This window comes from Bacillus sp. JFL15 (assembly GCF_001184225.1).
GTDB classification, from domain to species: domain Bacteria; phylum Bacillota; class Bacilli; order Bacillales; family Bacillaceae; genus Bacillus; species Bacillus siamensis.
Genome location: NZ_KQ236689.1, coordinates 406,290 through 422,775, shown reverse-complemented (window position 1 = coordinate 422,775; position 16,486 = coordinate 406,290). Strand labels below are relative to the sequence as shown.

The following is a 16,486-nucleotide window of genomic DNA, read 5'->3' as shown; positions in this document are numbered from 1 at the left end:
GAAAGGGAGAAACGGATATGGAGATTGTTTCTTTGCTGCTTTTGGCTTTTGCTGTCAGCTTGGACAGTTTTTCAGTCGGGTTTACGTATGGATTGAGAAAAATGAAAATCCCGTTCAAAGCGATTGCCGTGATCGCTTGCTGTTCAGCCTCTGTGATGTTTATATCCATGCTGATCGGCCATTTTCTGACAAAGATTTTCCCTGTATCCGTCACGGAGAAACTGGGCGGGCTGATCTTAATCGGAATCGGGGCATGGGTCATCTATCAATTTTTTAAACCGGCGAAAGAGCCGGATTACTTATTACACGAAAAAACGCTGCTAAACCTTGAAGTGAAATCGCTCGGCATCGTGATTCACATTTTGAAAAAGCCGACCAGCGCCGATATTGATCAATCCGGAACCATTAACGGAGTCGAAGCGCTTCTGCTCGGTATCGCCTTATCTATTGACGCCTTTGGCGCCGGCATGGGAGCGGCCATTCTCGGTTTTTCTCCGGTTATGATGAGCGTGACCGTCGGGGTGATGAGCTCGCTGTTTGTGTCATTCGGCATCAACGCCGGGCATTTTCTTTCAAGGTGGAATTGGATAGATAAAATGACATTTTTGCCGGGGATCCTGCTGATTATCATCGGGATTTGGAAAATGTAAGAAGGAGTGGGCTTTTTGAGCTTGGTCATCGGTTTAACGGGAGGCATCGCCAGCGGCAAAAGCACGGTAGCGCGCATGCTGATCGACAAAAAAATAACAGTCATTGATGCGGATGTCATCGCTAGGCAGGCGGTGGAAAAAGGAATGCCGGCTTACGGACAGATCGTTGAAGCGTTCGGAAAAGACATCCTGCTGGAAAACGGCGGCATTGACAGAAAAAAACTCGGTTCTATCGTTTTTACGGACGAACAGAAGCGTCTGATGCTGAATCAGATCGTTCATCCGGCAGTGCGTGCGGAAATGATGAAACAGCGGGATGAAGCCGTTGCGCGAAAAGAGCGGTTCGTCGTTTTGGATATACCGCTTTTGTATGAAAGCGGGCTTGACTATCTGGTCGGCAAAGTGCTCGTCGTCACCGTACCGGCAGACATTCAGCTCAAACGGCTGATGAAGCGGAATTCACTTACAGAAGAAGAAGCGATGAGCCGGATAACGTCGCAAATGCCTTTAGCAGACAAAACAAAAAAAGCTGACGCCGTCATTGATAACAGCGGCAGTCTTGACTATACGAAGCATCAGCTGGAGGAAATATTGAGCAGCTGGACATAAATAAACACCGTTCGGAAAACCGAACGGTGTTTTTCTGGTTAAAAATCAAAATTGTCAGGGTCCGGGCCGACACGGAGATTTTCGTTCAGATCATCAATCCGCTTCATATCGTCAGCTGACAGTTCGAAATCAAAGACATTTGCATTTTCTTCAATACGGTGTTTTTTAGTTGATTTCGGAATGGTGATGACGCCGTTTTGCAAATCCCAGCGCAAAATCACTTGAGCGGCTGATTTGCCGTATTTCTCAGCGATTTCCTGTAAGACGGGATGATCAAGCAGCTGGCCTTGCATCAATGGCGACCATGCTTCAAGCTGAATATTTTGTTCGGCGCAGAAAGCGTGCAGTTCTTTCTGAGTCAGACGGGGGTGGTACTCCACCTGGTTAATCATCGGCTTGATTTCCGTTTCTTTCATGAGATGTTTCAGATGGTGAATTTGGAAATTGCTGACCCCGATCGCCTTAATGCGTCCATCCCGGTAGAGGGTTTCGAGCGCCCGCCACGCATCGATGTACTTTCCTTCGACAGGCCAATGGATCAAATATAAATCTAAATAGTCTAAACCGAGTTTTTCTAAACTTGTGTCAAACGCTTTTAACGTTTCTTCATACCCTAAATCGGCATTCCACACTTTTGACGTGACAAAAATGTCTTCACGTTTTAATCCCGCTTCTTGCAGCCCTTGGCGGATCCCTTCGCCGACACCCTCTTCATTTCCGTAAATCGCGGCGGTATCAACACTGCGATAGCCGTGCGCCAGTGCCGTTTTCACCGCATTGACGAGCTCCGCGCCTTCCTCTACTTTAAATACTCCGATACCGAACCAAGGCATCTTTACGCCGTTATGCAATGTCGCTTTTGCTTGTAAATGTGTTGTCATGTATATGTTCCTCCTATTGTTTGTTTGTTAAAAAAATCAAAATGCGCTGAAGAAAAACTCACCTCCTTTCAAGGACAGTGCGATCCCGCTTTTCAAGCTTTCTGCTCCATCCGGTTAACACGACCGCGCTGAGCACCATTAACGCCCCGATCCAAGCGGTATGAATAATCCCGATTGAATCTGTTATAATCCCGCCGGCAAAAGAACCGATTGCGATTCCGGCATTAAATGCCGCGATGTTTAAGGCTGATGCTGTATCAACGGCGCTTGGCGCAAAACGTTCACTCAGCATCACGACATATACCTGAAGCCCCGGCACATTCATAAACGCCAACAGCCCCATAAAAATAATGGTGATCAGTCCGGCTGTTTTAAACGGCGCGGTAAAAGTCAAGACAAACAGCACAGCCGCCTGGACAATGAACATGTAAAACAATGCTCTCAGCGGATTCCGATTTGATAACCGGCCGCCGATCATGTTTCCGATCGCAATCGCAATTCCGTAAACAAGCAGGATGGCCGCGACGGTTTCTTTCTGAAAACCGGTTACTTCCTGAAGAAGCGGAGATAAATACGTAAACACGACAAACGTTCCGCCGTAGCCTAACGCTGTAATAATAAATAAAAGCAGCAGCCGGCCGTTTTTGACGAGTTTTATCTGTTCGGAAAATGCGGTTTTCGTTCCTTTGCGCAAATTTGACGGAACGAGAAGCGCATTTGTGAGGAATGCAATGACTCCTACCGCGACGATGACGGCAAATGCGATTCTCCACCCGAATTGCTGGCCGAGATAGGTCCCGAACGGAACACCGGTCACTGTAGCCACCGTCAGCCCCGTGAACATAATGGAAATCGCGCTTGCTCTTTTATGCTCCGGCACGATATTGGCGGCGATGGTTGCCCCGATAGACATGAAAATGCCGTGGGAAAAAGCCGAAATGACCCGCGCCGCCAGTAAGACGCCGATTGAGGAAGCGCTCGCTGCAAGTGTATTTCCGGCGATAAAAATCAGCATTACCCAGAGCAGCAGCGTTTTCCGCGACATGCCTGATGTAAGAGAAGTTAAAACCGGGGCGCCGAATGTTACGCCCAGAGCATACATGGAAACGGTAAGTCCCGCCGTTGTCACAGGTATATGCAGATCATGAGATATAAGCGGCAGCAGTCCGACGCTGATAAATTCGGTTGTGCCGATCGCAAAAGCACTGACGGCTAATGCCAGCAGCGCTGGTAAATAGCTTTGGCGATGTGAAGACATCTGTTTTCCTCCTTGAACGAAATTGTATGGTTGAAATGATGCCGGGTAAACGATATAAGTATAAGAGTACATTCCTTTTCAGCCGGCAAATGTCATTATGATCGATAGATGAGTCATTGAAAAGAACGTACTTTTAAGTGCCATAGGCACTTTTTAGTTCCTATAGATGAGGAGGAATTACCGTTGCTGAAGAAAAAATACAATATATCTGTAGAGGCGACGCTAGAAGTGATCGGCGGAAAATGGAAGTGTGTGATCCTCTGCCACCTGATGCGCGGAAAAAAGCGGACAAGCGAATTGAAGCGGCTTATGCCGGACATTACACAAAAGATGCTGACACAGCAATTGCGGGAATTGGAAGCTGACGGCGTCATCAACCGGATCGTGTACAATCAGGTGCCGCCGAAAGTGGAATACGAATTGAGTGAATACGGCCACAGCCTGGAAAGAATTTTAAACGCGCTGTGCGACTGGGGCGCGATGCATATTTCTAAACGGTACGGCGAGGTGTCATCCGTATTAGAGGACAGCATTTTAAATGACAAATTTAAAGATCCGGAACAAATATAAGAAAAAAGCAGGCAGCCAGAGATGCTGATCCTGCTTTTTTTATGGAAAAAAGATCATTTTATATGCAAAAAAACCGATTGAACAACATATTGATCGGTATAAGGGCGGATTTTTATCAAGTTGTACTGGCGGATTTCTTTTAATGTGTTATACTATATATAATTAAAATTAAATTAGAGTGGCATATTAAAAAGGGGTGACCTGGGCATGAAGGTAAAAGTAGCAATCAACGGGTTTGGAAGAATCGGAAGAATGGTGTTCAGAAAAGCAATGGAAGATGATCAAATTCAAATAACAGCCATTAATGCAAGCTATCCCCCGGAAACGCTTGCTCATTTGATAAAGTATGACACAATTCACGGCAAATACGGTCAAGAAGTCGAAGCCGCCGAAGACAGTCTGATCGTCAACGGAAAACATATTATGCTGTTCAATCGGCGGGATCCGAGAGAGCTTCCGTGGAAAGAGTGCGGAATAGACATCGTTATAGAGGCAACGGGAAAATTTAATTCAAAAGAAAAAGCGATGAGCCATATTGAAGCAGGGGCGAAAAAGGTTATTTTAACGGCTCCGGGTAAAAATGAAGACGTTACCATTGTCATGGGAGTGAATGAAGAAAAGTTCAATCCGGATGAACATGTAATTATTTCAAATGCATCCTGCACGACAAACTGTCTTGCACCGGTCGTCAAAGTGCTTGATCAGGAATTCGGGATTGAGAGCGGCCTGATGACGACCGTTCACGCTTACACGAATGACCAAAAAAATATCGACAATCCGCATAAAGATCTGCGGAGGGCGAGAGCGTGCGGAGAATCCATCATTCCGACTTCTACAGGCGCGGCTAAAGCGCTGTCGCTCGTGCTGCCTCATCTGAAAGGAAAACTTCACGGCCTGGCTTTGCGGGTTCCCGTTCCTAACGTGTCCTTAGTGGACCTTGTCTGTGACCTGAAAACAGATGTGTCGGCCGAGCAAGTGAACGCCGCGTTCCAACGAGCCGCAAAGACGTCAATGTACGGCATTCTTGATTATTCGGATGAACCGCTCGTTTCTTCGGATTATAATACGAACTCACACTCGGCGATCATTGACGGGCTGACGACAATGGTGATGGAAGACCGAAAAGTAAAGGTGCTCGCCTGGTATGACAATGAATGGGGATATTCCTGCCGGGTCGTTGATCTTATCCGCCACGTCGCCGCGCGAATGAAACACCCGTCAGCTGTGTAGAATAAAGATCATGGACATTTGTTAGAAAAAACCCTTAACGCCATATTTGCAAAAAAACACTCCTTGCAAAATAAACTTAAACACAGTATACTATCTTTCGTGAACTTCTTGCTCGTGACTGCTTCGGAATTACTTAAAGGGTTAGGACCTCTCCGGACTAACTTTCCCCCGTGGTAAATGGCCGGGTCAGTTCTCGGAAATTCACTTTTTTAATTCTTGTTAAGGGGGGTCCATGATTATGGAAACAATGGGGCGTCACGTCATCTCCGAGCTGTGGGGATGCGATTTTGATAAGCTCAATGACATGGATTTTATTGAAAAAACGTTTGTAAATGCTGCTTTGAAATCAGGAGCTGAAGTGCGCGAGGTCGCATTTCACAAATTTGCACCGCAAGGCGTAAGCGGAGTCGTTATTATCTCTGAGTCACATTTAACGATTCACAGTTTTCCTGAACACGGATATGCAAGCATTGATGTTTATACTTGTGGAGACCTGGATCCTAATGTGGCTGCTGATTACATTGCGGACGCATTACATGCAGATACAAGAGAAAACATTGAAATACCGAGAGGAATGGGGCCTGTACAGATTAAACAGGCACAAGCGAAAGTACTGTAATTTTCAAAACGCAAACACAAGGGAGCTAAGCTGAAAAAGCCATTACGCGCTTTGAAGCTGATGCTCCTTTTCTAATGTAAAAAAACAGCATTGCTTTTTCTTTAAGCAATTTTTTTGTAAAATAGAGAAAGATAAGGCCGGTCTATCGGCTCTCCCAACACAATAGGCTCATCCTAGATACGTTGGCGGGCATTTACCGGAAGCTTGCGAACCGCATTACAGCAATGAAACAGATGGGAGCTGATCCAATTGAAATGTCCTTCATGCCAGCATAACGGTTCCCGCGTACTTGATTCACGGCCTGCGGACGAAGGGAAATCAATCCGCAGAAGGCGGGAGTGCGAAGCCTGCCATTACCGCTTCACTACATTTGAGAAGTTTGAAGAGATGCCTCTGATCGTCGTGAAAAAAGAAGGTGTCCGGGAAGAATTCAGCCGTGAAAAAATGCTGCGCGGATTAATTAAAGCCTGTGAAAAAAGGCCCGTTCCTTTAAAAACACTTGAAGACATGTGCTTTGACATTGAAAAAGAGCTGCGAAACCAAGGCGTATCTGAAGTCAAAAGCGAACTTGTCGGAGAAATGGTGATGGACCGGCTGGCGAAAATAGATGAGGTGTCTTATGTCCGCTTTGCCTCGGTCTACCGGCAGTTTAAAGATATAAACGTGTTTATTGATGAATTGAAAGATTTAATAAAGAAAGAGCGCTAAAGAGCTAAGAGATGATGTCTGGCTCTTTTCTCATGAGCAAAATTGGCATTTGATAGATGACGGAAACGGTGTAAAATGAGAGTAGAAACATATCGGAAGGTTTGAGAATCATGGCTGACTATTGGAATGACGTATTGCCTGTAGATCCTTATACGGTCAAAAGCCGTTCGCTTCTTCAGGATGTCGACAGACAGGTTTTGACACATCTGTACCAGCCGCTGATCGGTTCATTTGCATTCTCTCTGTATATGACTTTATGGGGGGAGCTTGAGCAGAACCGTTTGTGGGGAGCTGAATCCACGCACAGACAGCTGATGGGCATGATGCAGGCAAATTTAAAAAAGATTCATCATGAACAGGGGAAGCTTGAAGGAATCGGGCTGCTGAAAGTGTATATCCGGGAGTCCGAGCAAAAGGAACGGATGTTTATTTATGAGCTGCTGCCCCCGCTCAGACCGAATGATTTTTTTGAAGACGGCATGCTGAATGTCTTTCTTTATAACAGAGTCGGTAAAACGAAATACCAGCAGCTGAGACAATTTTACACGCATCCTTCCGTCGGCGCGGACGCAAGGGAAATTACGCGTCCGTTTAATCACGCCTTTGCCTCTTTTCAGCCGAGCGAATGGAAAATGACGCCGGATATGGAAGAAGCGATGAAGCTCCCCGAGGACTATGAGACGGCGTCTGTCGGACAAGCGCCTTCCTATACGGTGACGGAGGAAGTGTTTGATTTTGAGCTTTTCATGGCGGGACTGTCAGAAACGATGATACCGCGCAAATCAATCACGCAGGACGTGCGGGAGAGCATTAAAAAGCTTTCATATTTATACGGAATAGATCCTATCTCCATGCAGCACGTCGTCATGACCGCTATTAATGAACAGGATACGATAACGGCCGAAGCGCTGAGGAAAGCGGCCAGCGACTGGTACCAAATTGAAAGAAGCGGGAAGCTTCCGGAACTGATTGATAAAACACAGCCTGTCCGCCTGCGGGAAAACAAGACGGAAAAGGACGATTCATTGAATGCCGAACTCATTGCACAGCTTGAGACCATATCACCGAGAAAGCTTCTTCAGGACATTGCGGACGGGACCGAGCCGTCCAAAGCAGACTTGCAGATTATCGCTGATATTATGTTCGAACAGAAGCTTGAGCCCGGTGTCACCAATGTGCTGATTTATTATGTCATGCTGAAAACGGATATGAAGCTGTCCAAAAACTATATTCAAAAAATCGCCGCTCACTGGGCCAGAAAGAAAGTAAAAACGGTCCGGGAAGCAATGAAGCTCGCAATAGAAGAGCACAGGCAGTATCTTGATTGGGCGGACGGCAAAACAAACGGCGCTGCGCGCGGCAAAAAAACCGTCCGGGAAGAAAAGCGCCCTGATTGGATGAAAGAAGAAGAAACCGGGAAGAAGTCTGAACAGCAGCCGGCTCTTTCCGCGGAGGATCTCGAAGAACAGAAGAAAAAAATGATGGAAGAAATGAAAAAACTGAAAAAATACTCTGCCTACTGAGACAGAGAAGCGGGGTGATACTGAATGGAACCGATCAGCCGATCCTTAGAAGGCGTGACGAAGAGACCTGACTTTCAAAAACGCCTGGAACGAATGCAGCAGCAAGTCATGGCCGACAAAGACGTCCAGGCTTTTTTGAAGGAACAGAAAGATGCAATTAATCAAAGCATGATTGACAGAGGGTTAAATAAACTGTACGAATACGTTCAGCAAAGCAAGCAGTGCGCCTTCTGTTCAAAAGACAACGAGACGAACAGCCTGCTTGAAGGCTATCATCCGAAGCTTGTGATCAACGGACGTTCTATTGATATTGAATATTACGAATGTCCGGAAAAGAGAAAGCTCGACCGCCAGAAAAGACAAAAGTCCCTGATGAAGAGCATGTATATCCAGCGGGATCTTCTCGGCGCGACGTTTCAGCAGATCGACATTACAGATCCGAGCAGACTCGGCATCTTCCAGCATGTGACGGATTTTCTGAAGAGCTATAATGAAACGGGCAAAGGCAAAGGGCTGTACCTGTACGGAAAATTCGGAATCGGAAAGACATTTATTCTAGCCGCCATTGCTAATGAGCTGGCGGAAAAAGAGTATTCATCAATGATCGTATATGTTCCCGAATTTGTCAGAGAGCTGAAAAACTCGCTCCAGGATCAGTCGCTGGAGGAGAAACTGAATATGGTCAAAACGACGCCCGTCCTGATGCTTGATGATATCGGAGCGGAGTCAATGACAAGCTGGGTCAGGGATGAGGTCATCGGCACCGTGCTTCAGCACAGAATGAGCCAGCAGCTTCCCACGTTTTTCTCGTCTAATTTTTCACCTGACGAGCTGAAGCATCATTTTACGTATTCACAGCGGGGAGAAAAGGAAGAGGTAAAAGCGGCAAGATTGATGGAGCGGATTTTATATTTGGCTTCGCCTGTCCGTCTTGATGGGGAAAACCGCCGCCGTCCATAATGCCGGCGTCCAAAGGGAAGGATTTGAGGGAATGAGGAATAAGAAGGCTGTCACATGGGCTGCGGCTGCGGCGGGAGCGGGCCTTTTGCTGTGGGCAAACCGCAAATATCTGAATCTGTCGCCTAAGGAGATCCGTCTTTGGGTGTTATCGTTCGGTGTCTTTGCGCCGCTTGTGTTTATCGGAATTTCCATCGTCAGGCCTTTTGTGCTGTTTCCCGTATCAATCGTTTCCGTCGCCGGAGGATTGGCGTTCGGACCGTTTTTCGGCACCGTGTATACGCTGGCGGGCTCAATGGGCGCTGCGGCCGCGTCTTTTTTTGCGGCCGGGCTGTTTGCCTTTAAAGAAAAAAGCCGTCACGGAAAAATGGAAGCCATTCAAAAGCAGATGAAAACCAATGGCTTCTTTTATATTTTTATCCTTCGCATTCTGCCTGTAAATTTTGATGTGATCAGCTATGCCGCGGGTCTTTCGAAAGTCAGGCCGATGACATATTTTTTGGCGACCGCAGCGGGCATCATTCCGGGGACGATCGTTCTGAATGTGCTTGGCGCGAGCTTTATGTCCGGAAATGTGCTGAACATGCTCGGAGTCATCTGTCTTTACATCGTGTTTTTATCGCTTCCCCTCATCTTTAAGAAGAAGGTCCGCCATTTGTTCGGCGGTGAAAGCTAACCTTTACGTCTATTTTAAAAACATCCCCCATATACTTGTAACAGATGCCGTAAGGGGGGACAAATATGCTTGAAGTGATCTTTGAAGATGACCACGATACCGCCGCTTTTTTACATCTCATTCAGCAATCGGACGACCGGAGACATTTTATTGTCCGTGAAGGCATAAAAAAAGTCGGAATCGCAAGGTCTGAATCGGCTTTTTGCGTCCAGCGCTTTATTGAGCCGATCCTGGTCAGATTTTTTTTAGAATGTAAAGAAGACGAGCATATGCTTTCGCTTATTGAAGACGAATACTGCTTCACCGATCAGGATGAACAGCAGCAAATCCTTCAGCTTGCACACAGCATTATGGAAGGGGAGCTTGATGATCATCCGTTTGAGCCGAAGAAAGAGCCGCGCACACAGTTTATTTCAGAAGCGCTCCGGACGATTTCACTTGATGCGGGTGTTTTTTCCGTGCTTTCGTTTCAGACGTTCCGGCTCGGCAGGTATTATGAGCGGCTCAGGGAATATACCGAGGCTGCGATAGATGAATACCGGATGGAACAGGAATATCAAAACTTTATCCAGTCTTTGAGAGATTACGTGACATCCAATCCGCCGCGGATGAAGAAAGTCCATATCGTACATGACCGGGCTTTTACACTGTGGGAGCTGCGCTATGTGTCAGAACGGGAACAGAAAAAATACATAGACAGACGGTTTGTGCGGGAGCACCCGATGTATATAGATTCCCACCTGCTTGCGCCGCTGATCTCTATCGCGCCTGAGACGGTAGAACTGTATACGGACAAACCGGAGCATATGATGTCCAGAACGATTCAAAACGTGTTTCAGGAGCGGGTGCGTCTTTTTCCGTTAGGCGCGTTTGCGGCGGAAAAGACGGAAGGATAGCTGCACAGACGGCCTTGCGGCAGCAGCGGGGCTGTCTGTGCGAAATCAGACGAAAAACCGAGTTGCATTTTTCTCACAGACATTTTATAATACATAACAGATTAATGATTGCTACACGTATTGATAAGGACATGAAGCATTGATACCGGCTTTATAAGAGAGGAGAGCCCAGGCTGAAAGCTTTCCAGCTATGGATCATTGTCTTTACCGCCTTTGAACTTCAGCTGTGAACGCCGGAATAAGCGCCAGTAATAGCTGACGGGAACTCCCGTTACAGAGTTTAGAGCCGCAGGTGCCGAAAAAAACCGGCCGCGCGGAAAAAAGGGTGGAACCACGATTCCGTTTATTTAACCTCGTCCCTTTCATAGGGGGCGGGGTTTTTGATTTGCATAAAAAAAGGAGTGACGAAGATGTCAGATATGATCAACATCACATTTCCGGACGGAGCGGTAAAGGAATTTCCGAAAGGAACAACAACAGAAGATATCGCGGCATCCATCAGTCCGGGATTAAAGAAAAAGTCTTTAGCCGGAAAACTGAACGGACAGGAATTTGATTTAAGAACGCCGATTCAAGAGGACGGTGCCGTAGAAATTATTACAGAAGGCACAGAAGAAGGCCTGAATATCATGCGTCACAGCACGGCGCATTTATTGGCTCAGGCGATTAAACGCATTTATAAAGATGTGAAATTCGGAGTAGGCCCCGTTATTGAAAATGGGTTCTATTATGATGTTGAAATGGAGCAGGCGCTGACGCCGGATGACCTTCCGAAGATTGAAAAAGAAATGAAACGCATCGTCGGTGAAAATCTGCCGATCATCCGAAAAGAAGTGAGCCGTGAGGAAGCAAAAGCCATGTTTGCGGAAATCGGCGATAATCTGAAGCTTGAACTGCTGGATGCCATCCCAGAAGGAGAAACGGTCTCCATTTATGAGCAGGGCGAATTTTTTGACCTCTGCCGCGGCGTGCACGTGCCGTCTACAGGAAAAATTAAAGAATTTAAGCTGCTCAGCCTTGCTGGCGCATACTGGCGCGGAGACAGCAAAAACCAAATGCTTCAGCGCATTTACGGCACGGCTTTCTTTAAAAAGGATGACCTGAAAGAGCATTTGCGCATGCTTGAAGAAGCGAAAGAACGCGACCACAGAAAACTGGGCAAAGAACTAAAATTGTTCGCCAACTCTCAAAAAGTCGGACAAGGCCTGCCGCTTTGGCTGCCGAAAGGCGCGACCATCCGCCGCGTGATCGAGCGCTACATTGTGGATAAAGAGCTGAGTCTCGGCTATGAACACGTCTATACGCCTGTTCTCGGAAGCAAAGACCTGTACGAAACATCAGGTCACTGGGAACATTATCAGGACGGCATGTTCCCGCCGATGGAAATGGACAATGAAACGCTTGTGCTCCGTCCGATGAACTGTCCTCACCATATGATGATTTACAAACAGGACATTCACAGCTACCGGGAGCTTCCGATCCGCATCGCCGAGCTCGGAACGATGCATCGTTATGAAATGTCAGGGGCGCTTTCAGGTCTTCAGCGCGTACGCGGCATGACGTTAAATGACGCGCACATTTTCGTCCGCCCGGATCAAATTAAAGAAGAATTCATCCGCACGGTCCGTTTGATTCAAGACGTATACGAAGACTTCGGCCTGAGTGATTACACATTCCGCCTGTCTTACCGCGATCCTGAAGACACGGAAAAATATTTTGATGATGATGAGATGTGGAATAAAGCGCAATCCATGCTGAAGGCGGCAATGGATGAAATCGGCCATGATTACTATGAAGCGGAAGGCGAAGCGGCGTTTTACGGCCCTAAGCTTGACGTGCAGGTGAAAACGGCGATCGGCAAAGAAGAGACATTGTCAACCGTGCAGCTTGACTTCCTTCTTCCGGAACGCTTTGATCTCACTTACGTCGGGGAAGACGGCAAACAGCACCGTCCAGTCGTTATTCACCGAGGCGTCGTGTCAACGATGGAACGCTTTGTTGCTTTCTTAATCGAAGAGCACAAAGGCGCTCTTCCGACATGGCTTGCGCCTGTGCAATTCCAAGTCATTCCTGTATCACCGTCTGTGCATCTTGACTACGCGAAAAAAGTGCAGGAGCGCCTGCAGCGCGAAGGCCTGCGTGTCGAGCTTGACAGCCGGGATGAGAAAATCGGCTATAAAATCCGTGAAGCGCAAATGCAAAAAATCCCGTACATGCTTGTGGTCGGTGACCAAGAAGCTGAAAACGGCGCGGTAAACGTCCGGAAATACGGCGAGCAGAAATCCGAAACCGTTTCATTGGACGATTTTGTGAAAAAGGCTGTAGCCGAAGCGAAAAAATAAACAGACACACAAAAACCCCATTCTGAATGAATGGGGGTTTTTTTTTATCTTTGTTTCTGCTTCTCTATAATCGCAAACAGCTCGTGAAGATCGCTGATCACATAATCAGGCGTAATATCTGTTTCATTTTTCTTATTCGTCCGGTTTACCCACACCGTCGTGATGCCTGCCCGTTTCGCTCCCAAAATATCAGTGTTGAGATTATCTCCGACCATTATGGCATCTTCTTTTTTCAGCTTCAGGAGGCTGAGGCAGTGTTCAAATATAGAGGCGTCGGGTTTCCCTTTTCCGAAAGCGCCTGAGATGACGATTTCATTAAAATAAGGCGCAAGCTCAGGAACGCCGGCAAGTTTTTCTTTTTGCAGGCTGGGATCGCCGTTTGTCAGCAGAAGCAGTTCATAAACACCTTTCAGCTTATCAAGCACCGCAAATGTTTCATCATATACATACGGGCGCTGTCTGCGTTCCGCCGCGAAAAACTCCGCCAAATATTCGCCGTAAGCCGCATCGTCTATGCCGACACTTTTTAAGCCGTTCGTCCAGGCGTTTCGTCTGTATTCCGGCGCAATCTGATTCAGCTGTTTAAATCCTTCGCTGACCGGCTCGGAGAAATTCGCCCACAACCCTTCAAACGGATTAATGCCGATCATGACCGTATAAGGATAGGTTTCGTATGACATATACAATTCCCGTGCCGCTTTCCGAACCGCTTCTTCAAAAGTGTGCGGGTCAAGGCCATATTTTTTTTCTGCTTGTAAACATGTTTCCCTGAATGTTGTTCTGACGCTTTTTTCATCCCATAACAGTGTATCGTCCAAATCAAAAAATACGGCTTTCATGATCTTCTCCTCTTTGTTATATTCTGAAACTCTCTGCCGCAAGGCTCCCGTTTATTCTACAATAGATACATAGACTGCGAAAGATTTGTTTTCAGATGATTTGAAAAAAACAGGCAGATTTGTGTCATATTCTGTCTCAAGCGTTAAAACGTGATAAAATAAAATTTGAAAGAACAGGTGAAAAAGCATGCTGCATTTGATCATTATGATGCTGGAAAGAGTCGGAATAATCGTCATATTGGGCTTTGTTCTGGCTCATACCAGATTGTTCAGACAGGCGCTCCAGCAGCCTGAGAGCTATAAAGGCAAAGCGGTGCTGATTTCAATTTTCTCGCTGTTCAGTATTATCAGCAACTATACGGGAATAGAAATTCAGCAGAATACAATTATGAATAATGACTGGGTGTTTCAAATTAATCCGTCCGGTTCAATTGCCAACACGCGGATTATGGGTGTTGAAATCGGCGGACTCTTGGGCGGCCCGTATGTAGGGATCGGTGTCGGCATACTGTCCGGCCTGCATCGTTTATCACTAGGCGGCGCGACCGCAGTCAGCTGTGCCGTCTCATCCGTTTTAGCCGGGGTTTTGTCCGGCTGGATCGGGCGGTATTTCAGAAAGCGCTATGCAATGCCGACACCGCGAGTGGCCGCGCTGGTCGGACTCGGGATGGAATCATTGCAAATGCTGCTCATTCTTTTAATGGCCAAGCCGTTTTCTGACGCTTGGACCCTAGTGAGCATCATTGGCATCCCGATGATATTGGTGAACGGGTCAGGGACTTTTATTTTTCTTTCGATCATTCAATCGATGATCCGGAAGGAAGAACGGGCAAGAGCTCTTGAAACCCACAGGGTGCTGATGATTGCCGACCAGACGCTTCCGTTTTTCCGTCAGGGGCTGAATGAAAGCTCATGCAAAAGCGTCGCTGCCATCATCCACAGGCAAACAGGAACGGACGCGGTATCGCTTACGGATAATGAAAAGATTTTAGCTCACGTCGGAGCGGGTGCCGACCATCATATTCCGTCTGAAAGCCTGATCACCGGATTGTCAAAACGCGTCATTAAAACGGGGCATATTATGAAAGCGACATCAAAGGAAGAAATTGAATGCACGCACGATCCCTGTCCGCTGCATGCGGCGATCGTATTGCCGCTGACGTCAAACGGCAAAACAATCGGGACGCTGAAAATGTACTTTAAAAGCCCGTCCGGTTTAAGCCGGGTTGAAGAAGAGCTCGCAGAGGGTCTCGCCATGCTGTTTTCCACCCAGCTTGAACTCGGCGAGGCGGAACTGCAGAGCAAATTGCTGAAAGATGCAGAAATAAAGGCGCTTCAGGCACAGGTCAATCCGCATTTTCTGTTTAATGCAATCAATACGATTTCTGCTCTTTGCCGTACGGATGTGGAAAAAACCCGAAAGCTTCTGCTGCAGCTCAGCGTCTATTTCCGTTCCAACCTGCAGGGGGCAAGGCAGCTGCTCATCCCGCTTTCTAAAGAACTGAACCATCTGCAGGCATATTTGTCATTGGAGCAGGCCCGTTTTCCCGGGAAATATAAAATCAGTCTTGAAATTGAAAACGGTTTGGAGGACATCGAAATTCCTCCTTTTGTGCTGCAGATCCTCGTCGAAAATGCGCTCCGCCATGCATTTTCAAGAAAGCAGGACAGCTGTGCCGTCAATGTCAGCGTGGTATCCGCCGGCCCGTCGGTTTTAATGCGGGTGAGGGACAATGGACGGGGAATTGATCCGGAATTGCTGTCCGTGCTCGGAAACCGTCCGCTGCCGTCTAAAGAAGGAACGGGAACCGCACTTTACAATTTAAATCAGCGGCTGATCGGGCTGTTCGGCCCTGAAGCCGCTCTGCGATTGGAAAGTGAGCCCCAAAAAGGTACGGACGTATCATTTGAGCTGCCTTTGAAACTGATGACTAAAGGAGAAGAACATGCTGAAGGTGTTAATCGTTGATGATGAAATGCTGGCAAGGGATGAATTAGCTTATTTGCTGAAACGGACGAATGAAGTAGATGACATAAACGAGGCGGAAAATATTGAATCCGCTTTTGACAGCATGATGGATCAAAAACCGGATCTGCTGTTTTTAGATGTTGATTTGTCAGGAGAAAACGGATTTGACATTGCCAAGCGGCTGAAAAACATGAAAAATCCGCCGGCTGTCGTTTTTGCGACGGCGTATGACCAATTTGCTTTAAAGGCCTTTGAAGTCGATGCGCTCGATTATTTAACAAAGCCTTTTGATGAAGAAAGAGTCCGCCAGACAATCAGAAAGTTTAAAAGAGTGAAGCAGGACAGGGCAGAAGCCGTCTCAGAACAGCAAACCGCAGCCGGAGCGCATAAGCTTGCGGTATCAGCCGGCGAATCCATTGTCATTTTAGATACGAAGGATATTATTTTTGCGGGCATGGAGGACGGGCACGTTTCCGTCAAAACGTTTGCCGCGTCTTATTCCGTTCATGAAACCTTGGCTGTCATTGAGAAAAAGCTGCCTGAGACGGGCTTCTTGAGAGTGCACCGCGCGTTCATCGTGAATACGGAGCATATTACGGAAATTCATCCGTGGTTTAATTCGACCTACAATCTGATCTTAAAAGACGGCTCTAAAATTCCCGTCAGCCGTACATACGCTAAGGACTTAAAAAAGCTGCTTCATATTATATGAGGCGGCTTTCTGCATTTCAGCAGCCGTTTTTTGCATTTCAGATTGAA

General features: G+C 47.1%; 16 protein-coding genes. 13 read left to right on the top strand and 3 right to left on the bottom strand.

Annotated features, from left to right (window positions below; all coding sequences use genetic code 11):
- Positions 1-17 precede the first annotated feature (17 nt).
- Both ytaF and coaE read left to right on the top strand, forming a co-directional pair.
- The gene (gene ytaF, locus AD710_RS02050; RefSeq protein WP_016938612.1) at positions 18-650 is read left to right on the top strand and encodes a sporulation membrane protein YtaF; all 633 of its coding nucleotides are present in this window, start codon (positions 18-20) and stop codon (positions 648-650) included.
- 15 nt (positions 651-665) lie between these two features.
- Positions 666-1,259: a dephospho-CoA kinase gene (gene coaE, locus AD710_RS02045; protein ID WP_049627156.1), complete on the top strand. Its 594-nt coding sequence runs from the start codon at positions 666-668 to the stop codon at positions 1,257-1,259.
- Between the two features lie 38 nt (positions 1,260-1,297).
- Here the strand turns inward: coaE and AD710_RS02040 are convergent, their stop codons facing one another.
- Positions 1,298-2,140, bottom strand: coding sequence for an aldo/keto reductase (locus tag AD710_RS02040; RefSeq protein WP_049627155.1), 843 nt, complete (start codon positions 2,138-2,140; stop codon positions 1,298-1,300).
- 58 nt (positions 2,141-2,198) lie between these two features.
- Positions 2,199-3,398: an MFS transporter gene (locus AD710_RS02035; protein ID WP_049627154.1), complete on the bottom strand. Its 1,200-nt coding sequence runs from the start codon at positions 3,396-3,398 to the stop codon at positions 2,199-2,201.
- Between the two features lie 183 nt (positions 3,399-3,581).
- On the opposite strand from AD710_RS02035, the gene AD710_RS02030 reads away from it, so the two are divergent.
- The 9 genes from AD710_RS02030 (at position 3,582) to thrS (ending at position 12,919) form a co-directional block, all read left to right on the top strand.
- The gene (locus AD710_RS02030; RefSeq protein ID WP_049627153.1) at positions 3,582-3,968 is read left to right on the top strand and encodes a winged helix-turn-helix transcriptional regulator; all 387 of its coding nucleotides are present in this window, start codon (positions 3,582-3,584) and stop codon (positions 3,966-3,968) included.
- 207 nt (positions 3,969-4,175) lie between these two features.
- A complete protein-coding gene (locus AD710_RS02025; protein ID WP_045925223.1) occupies positions 4,176-5,198 on the top strand; it encodes a glyceraldehyde-3-phosphate dehydrogenase in 1,023 nt (340 codons plus the stop codon).
- 238 nt (positions 5,199-5,436) lie between these two features.
- Positions 5,437-5,817 carry an adenosylmethionine decarboxylase gene (gene speD / locus AD710_RS02020; protein WP_003152471.1) on the top strand — a complete coding sequence of 127 codons (381 nt, stop codon included), beginning with the start codon at positions 5,437-5,439 and terminating at the stop codon, positions 5,815-5,817.
- 249 nt (positions 5,818-6,066) lie between these two features.
- Positions 6,067-6,525 (top strand): transcriptional regulator NrdR, encoded by a 459-nt coding sequence (nrdR, locus tag AD710_RS02015; RefSeq protein ID WP_003152473.1) that lies wholly within the window; start codon positions 6,067-6,069, stop codon positions 6,523-6,525.
- Positions 6,526-6,635: 110 nt separating this feature from the next.
- The gene (locus AD710_RS02010) at positions 6,636-8,048 is read left to right on the top strand and encodes a replicative helicase loading/DNA remodeling protein DnaB (protein ID WP_016938618.1); all 1,413 of its coding nucleotides are present in this window, start codon (positions 6,636-6,638) and stop codon (positions 8,046-8,048) included.
- Between the two features lie 24 nt (positions 8,049-8,072).
- On the top strand, positions 8,073-9,008 hold the full coding sequence (dnaI, locus tag AD710_RS02005) for a primosomal protein DnaI (RefSeq protein WP_016938619.1): 936 nt from the start codon (positions 8,073-8,075) through the stop codon (positions 9,006-9,008).
- A 31-nt stretch (positions 9,009-9,039) separates the two neighbouring features.
- Positions 9,040-9,681, top strand: coding sequence for a TVP38/TMEM64 family protein (locus AD710_RS02000; RefSeq protein ID WP_029575352.1), 642 nt, complete (start codon positions 9,040-9,042; stop codon positions 9,679-9,681).
- 65 nt (positions 9,682-9,746) lie between these two features.
- Positions 9,747-10,577 carry a putative sporulation protein YtxC gene (ytxC, locus tag AD710_RS01995; protein WP_049627152.1) on the top strand — a complete coding sequence of 277 codons (831 nt, stop codon included), beginning with the start codon at positions 9,747-9,749 and terminating at the stop codon, positions 10,575-10,577.
- A 410-nt stretch (positions 10,578-10,987) separates the two neighbouring features.
- Positions 10,988-12,919, top strand: coding sequence for a threonine--tRNA ligase (gene thrS / locus AD710_RS01990; protein WP_049628749.1), 1,932 nt, complete (start codon positions 10,988-10,990; stop codon positions 12,917-12,919).
- Positions 12,920-12,963: 44 nt separating this feature from the next.
- Here thrS and AD710_RS01985 read toward each other — a convergent pair whose 3' ends face one another.
- Positions 12,964-13,758, bottom strand: a complete 795-nt coding sequence (locus AD710_RS01985) for an HAD family hydrolase (RefSeq protein WP_047478303.1) — start codon at positions 13,756-13,758, stop codon at positions 12,964-12,966.
- 187 nt (positions 13,759-13,945) lie between these two features.
- Between AD710_RS01985 and AD710_RS01980 the strand changes: the two genes are divergently transcribed.
- On the top strand, positions 13,946-15,727 hold the full coding sequence (locus AD710_RS01980; protein WP_047478306.1) for a sensor histidine kinase: 1,782 nt from the start codon (positions 13,946-13,948) through the stop codon (positions 15,725-15,727).
- Positions 15,705-16,439 (top strand): LytR/AlgR family response regulator transcription factor, encoded by a 735-nt coding sequence (locus AD710_RS01975; protein ID WP_016938626.1) that lies wholly within the window; start codon positions 15,705-15,707, stop codon positions 16,437-16,439. Before AD710_RS01980 ends, AD710_RS01975 begins: the two co-directional genes overlap by 23 nt.
- Positions 16,440-16,486 lie beyond the last annotated feature (47 nt).

Coding starts and splice junctions, on each gene's coding strand:
- thrS (WP_049628749.1), top strand. CDS start 10,988: ATGTCAGATATGATCAACATCACATTTCCGGACGGAGCGGTAAAGGAA.
- AD710_RS02040 (WP_049627155.1), bottom strand. CDS start 2,140: ATGACAACACATTTACAAGCAAAAGCGACATTGCATAACGGCGTAAAG.
- ytaF (WP_016938612.1), top strand. CDS start 18: ATGGAGATTGTTTCTTTGCTGCTTTTGGCTTTTGCTGTCAGCTTGGAC.
- AD710_RS02000 (WP_029575352.1), top strand. CDS start 9,040: ATGAGGAATAAGAAGGCTGTCACATGGGCTGCGGCTGCGGCGGGAGCG.
- AD710_RS02010 (WP_016938618.1), top strand. CDS start 6,636: ATGGCTGACTATTGGAATGACGTATTGCCTGTAGATCCTTATACGGTC.
- AD710_RS02035 (WP_049627154.1), bottom strand. CDS start 3,398: ATGTCTTCACATCGCCAAAGCTATTTACCAGCGCTGCTGGCATTAGCC.
- AD710_RS01985 (WP_047478303.1), bottom strand. CDS start 13,758: ATGAAAGCCGTATTTTTTGATTTGGACGATACACTGTTATGGGATGAA.
- AD710_RS01975 (WP_016938626.1), top strand. CDS start 15,705: ATGCTGAAGGTGTTAATCGTTGATGATGAAATGCTGGCAAGGGATGAA.
- AD710_RS01980 (WP_047478306.1), top strand. CDS start 13,946: ATGCTGCATTTGATCATTATGATGCTGGAAAGAGTCGGAATAATCGTC.
- speD (WP_003152471.1), top strand. CDS start 5,437: ATGGAAACAATGGGGCGTCACGTCATCTCCGAGCTGTGGGGATGCGAT.
- dnaI (WP_016938619.1), top strand. CDS start 8,073: ATGGAACCGATCAGCCGATCCTTAGAAGGCGTGACGAAGAGACCTGAC.
- AD710_RS02025 (WP_045925223.1), top strand. CDS start 4,176: ATGAAGGTAAAAGTAGCAATCAACGGGTTTGGAAGAATCGGAAGAATG.
- ytxC (WP_049627152.1), top strand. CDS start 9,747: ATGCTTGAAGTGATCTTTGAAGATGACCACGATACCGCCGCTTTTTTA.